Annotated in this window: 2 protein-coding genes; both read left to right on the plus strand. The window is 38.5% G+C overall.

From position 1 onward, the window contains the following. Positions 1-3,769, plus strand: a 3,769-nt coding sequence (locus tag JST56_04145) for a hypothetical protein (protein MBS1988157.1), incomplete at its 5' end; no start/stop codon positions are given. A gap of 115 nt (positions 3,770-3,884) precedes the next feature. Beyond that, a partial coding sequence (locus tag JST56_04150) for a hypothetical protein (GenBank protein MBS1988158.1) occupies positions 3,885-4,777 on the plus strand: 893 nt, incomplete at its 3' end.

Genomic DNA, 4,777 nt, shown 5'->3' on the forward strand with positions numbered 1-4,777 from the left:
ATCTTGCTGTCGAGCAAACAGCAATGCATTGCTAGCGCTGAATAAGAATAATTCAAATACGTTGTTGCGATTGACTACGAATAACAGTGAAGCAATCTTGAATTTGAATAATCAAATTAGATTGAACAGCAACGCGTTACTAACTCTGGCAACGAACAACTCAAATGCGCTTTTGAGATTGACAACAAATAATAGTCAGGCGTTGTTGTATCTTGCAAAAAACAATTCGAATACGATTTTGAACGGTGATTTAAACCAGTTGAGATACACGAGTAACGCCTTGCTGGCCTGTTGCAAGAATACCTCTAATTCAATTGTGAATCTTGATAGCTTGATTCGAGTGAATAGCAATGCGTCTTTGGCTATGAACAAGAATAATTCAAATACGATTTTGAGATTAACAACGAACAATAGCAATGCGATATTGAATGCAGCGGCGGTTGCTGCAACATGCTGTAGAGTGAACAGCAATGCCCTGCTGTATTTGGTAAAGAACCTGAGTAATACGGAGTTAAGGTTGTTCATGAACAACTCAAATACGTTGTTAAGACTGACAATAAACAATAGCCAAGCGATTATGAATTTGAATAATCAAATACGAGTGAATAGCAACTCTGCTTTGAGTATATCAGCAAATAATTCAAATGCTCTGTTGCGACTGACAGCCAATAACAGTCAGGCGCTGGTTGCATGCTGCAAAAACAATAGTAATACAATTATAAATCTTACAAGCGTTGTGAGCATCCTGCCAATGCACAATAGCAATGCAATCTTGTATTTGGTTAAGAACTTGAGTAATTCGCTCTTAAATTGTTGTAAGAATAGCAGTTCTGTTGTTAATAACTCGCAATGTTGCACAAATAACAGTAACGCGATTATCAGCTTGAGTAACAGAATAGCAAACAATAGTAATGCAATTATCACCATCAAGAGCAACAGTAATTTTGGCGGAGCATATTCTTGTTGTAAAGACAACAGTAATGCAATCTTGTATCTGACCAAGCATAATAGTAATGCGATTCTTGAGTACTCCAAAGATAATAGCAACGCACTTATTCAAATAAAAAAAGAGCTCCATTGCTGCACACTCGTACAAGCACCGGTAACAACAAGTGTTCTTATGCCCTGCAACTGCATTGTTGATCCAGTTAACGCAATTAATGTCGTCAATACATTAACGATTGATGGTCAGGGTGCATGGATTGAATTTTGTAGTCCAACAACCCCACAATTTATTGTTGCTGACGGAGCAACGGTGACGCTGCAAAATGTTACCTTGACTCGTATTAATGCCAATACTTTTTCATTAGGAGTTGGAGCGACTATTGTTCTTGGTGACAATGTAACGTTTGAACTTTCAGATGACTTAACGCTTAATGGACAAGCATTTACTGTCGGTGGAACTATTGATAATCCATTTGTTTGGACCATTCGTGGTCTAGGTGGAAAGCGTCGTTTGACGTTAGCTCCCAATGTTACAGCGGGCCAGTACATTTCTCTTGGGTTTAATACCCTCTTATTACAAAACATTGATCTTTCTGGTGTGGAAAATATATCGATTACACGAGGAGTTAATCTGAGCGGAGCGCTTGTTACAGGGGCACTAGGATTTGGTGGAGAGGCTGAAGTAAGCTTAGAGGAAGATACGGATGCAACTTTTATCGTTGAAGGAAGTGACAATGCTATAAGAATGCTTGATACCGGTCTTGCGCTTACAGGGTTTATTCTATACAGCGATATTTTTGATAGTGAATTGCATCTTTCATTTCATCTGCAGACTCCAATTGTTGGCAACCCATCAATAAACTTTGGGCCAGACCTCTTGTCTTTGAGCTCCGCGGTAGGGCGTGCGAGTATTGTATTTGATGACTCTTGGGCAGTTATAGTTAATCAAAATAGTAACTCTTTTGTTGCGGATGCCCATGCGTTTATTGGTGGTTGCAATGTTGAAGTAAATGGCTTCCCGATTAAGCAGACATCAGCTGGCTTGGTTCTTGATTCTGGATTGAATTTGTATTCAGATCAGCCAAATGCAATTGACCGGTCTTTTATCAGAGGGCTTCAGTTCAGAAGTCAACCTCGAACACACGTGATTACAGCACTTGATATTAAACGCATGAAAGAATACGAGCAGATGCAAGATAATATTGAAGTAAGTAGTAGGCCTCAAAAACCGAAGGCGTCAAGTAATCGCGAGAGACAAAAGCAAAATAAATATGGACGCAGGAATAGTTTTTCCCATAATGAGATCCCTGAAAAAGGGATTGAAGGAAATGTCTTAACGCGATCATTCGTCAGTCCAGCAAGTATGCACTTTGAAGCTCTTAAAAATTATTTTCAAGAACAGGTAAAAAAGCATAAAACTATAAATCGCTTGTTTGTTTTGCCAAACATTTTTCAACTTGAGCAAAATGGCTCGGTCGTGAAAGTTGAAAATGCTTCAGATAACATCTTGATTCATAGTGGTGGTGTTGGATTAGACTTCGGGATTGATCCTGTTAATCAGTTGAGTTTATATCTTGGTAATAATGTGAGCGGGAATGGAACGGTTCGCCAGGGATTTAAGGATGCTACGCTTAAACAAAACGATAAAATATTTGTTCGTAGCTTGAATAATCGTATTCAAATTCAAGAGCATTTTACCATTCAGGGCGAGATTGTTATGACCCCAGGGTCAGAGCTCATTTTTGAATTCTTGGATAACGGTAAAGATCCAGTATTATTTTTTGATGCAGCATACAACTCATTTTTTGATATAGCACATGATGCTCAGGTACGATTTACTGGTCGTGGAAAAGTTATCTTTGGCGACGGTTTTATCATGAGACTTGAGGGGGGCAAGCTTGCTCCCGAAAAGACACGGTTACTTTTTGATGAAAGTGTTTTAGTTGGTTTAAGTGAAAGTGAGTCAACCGTTATTATTGATGGAGATGGTAAGTTGCTCTTTGACCGAGGCGCACAATTGAATATTCGAGCCGGTCAGCATCTCATTATTGGTCGGCTTGATGAACCGACACTCCCTCCAGATGGTATTGATATTACACTTAATCGCGGAGCTGAGTGGAACTTAAATGAAGATATTGATAGTGAAGATGTTCGTGAAGGTGATGCGCGTGTGTCTGTTATTGGAAGCTCAACTTTTTGCCTGCGTGTTAACGATGAGGCAAAGGTTTATATTGGTAGCCAGGGTGTATTAGAAATCAATGCTTTCTTTAATGAGCGTTTAGAAGTTCCAGGAGTTTTGACCAACCTCGCTTTCACAAGCAAGGGAACATTGAGCTTTGAAAATGGGGGACAATTTGTGCTTGGATTGAATAAAAATTTTGTTACAACCTCTGTTGATACAAAAAAAGGCATCCTGCAAACTGATAGTACAGGTGTTGCACAATTTGCAGCACGTAACGATTCGGTAACAGTTCGTCTAAGCAATAGCTCTGTTGTTAACCAAGGGAATGCTTTTGAAGGGTTTGTTCAGGATAGCGGTCAATTTATAGGGCTTAAAGGTTTGTTTTCGGGTAGAGATATTATTCGTCGATTGATTAATATTGTTCCAAGCCTTAGCTTCAGCACCTTTTTCAGAAACATAGATTTTAAACAAGGCATTGAGCTTTTGGGCGGCGATGGTTCAATTCAATCACCAATGCGTATTTTAGCGCTTGATAGCAATGATGACATCAGAAGTGATGATACGACTGCAGGTATTGTTGTTGGTTTTAATCGAAGAAGTTTGTTAACAATTGATCGTTTGGGGAATAGGCAGCTTCATTAGTTATCACGCATCTTATGCATGATTTTATTATTTACTTGAGTTTAAGTGTAAGTTTTTTTTACAGTAATAGACTAAGAGTGTTTATCAACATAGGTAGTTGTGAGGTGTAACAAGTATGGATATTCGAAGCTTATTAAAAAAAACGGTAAGCCATACTAAGAGTTTGTTTGCATTTCATACTCAAAACATTTCTTTTACTCATAAGCTTTCTCGTTATAATTTTTTCAACAAGCGTATACAAATCAAGCATTTGCTGAATGTTGCTCAGATTAATTTTATTGCGTGTGTAAGGAAAGCTTATACAAAAATTGCAGCAATTGCAGAACAAGCAAATGTACAGAGTGTTGCGATTGCAAAGCAAGCAAGTGCTCAGGTTGTTTCGATATTTTCAAAGTCATATTCAGGTATAAAAGCATCTCTTCTTTGGGCAGGACTGGTTATAAAAAATATTTGCTTAAAGCTGGTTGGTTTTGCATATCAAACCGGTTTGGCAATCAAGAGCTTATCTGTTAATTCTGGTGTGCAGGTTAAAACAACGGCATCACGTTTGGTGATTAATCTTGCAGGCTATGCAAAAAAAGTCGGCACAACAATTGTGGCATGTATAAAACAAATAACCGTTCGCAGTGTTGCGATTTCAAAACAAATAACTGCCCAGGTTATTTCGCTCTTTTCAAAGTCATACTCAGGAATAAAAGATGCTCTTCTCTGGGGAGCTAACGTTCTAAAAAATATTTGCTTAAAGCTCGTGGGCTTTGTGCATCAAACCGGTTTGTTGATCAAGAGCGTATCTGTTAATTCTGGTATGCATGTTAAAACAACAGCATCTGGATTAGTGACTGGATTTGTGGGCTATGCAAACCGTCTGGGGACTGGTTTTGGTGGGCTTGTAAAAAAAGTCAGTACAAAAATTGTTGCATGTTTAAAGCAAACAACTGCTCAAGTTATTGCGATATCTTCAAAATCATCTTCGGGCATAAAAAATGCTCTTCTCTGTGGAGCTACTGG

It is taken from the genome of Candidatus Dependentiae bacterium, assembly GCA_018266175.1.
Lineage (GTDB): Bacteria > Babelota > Babeliae > Babelales > RVW-14 > JAFEAY01.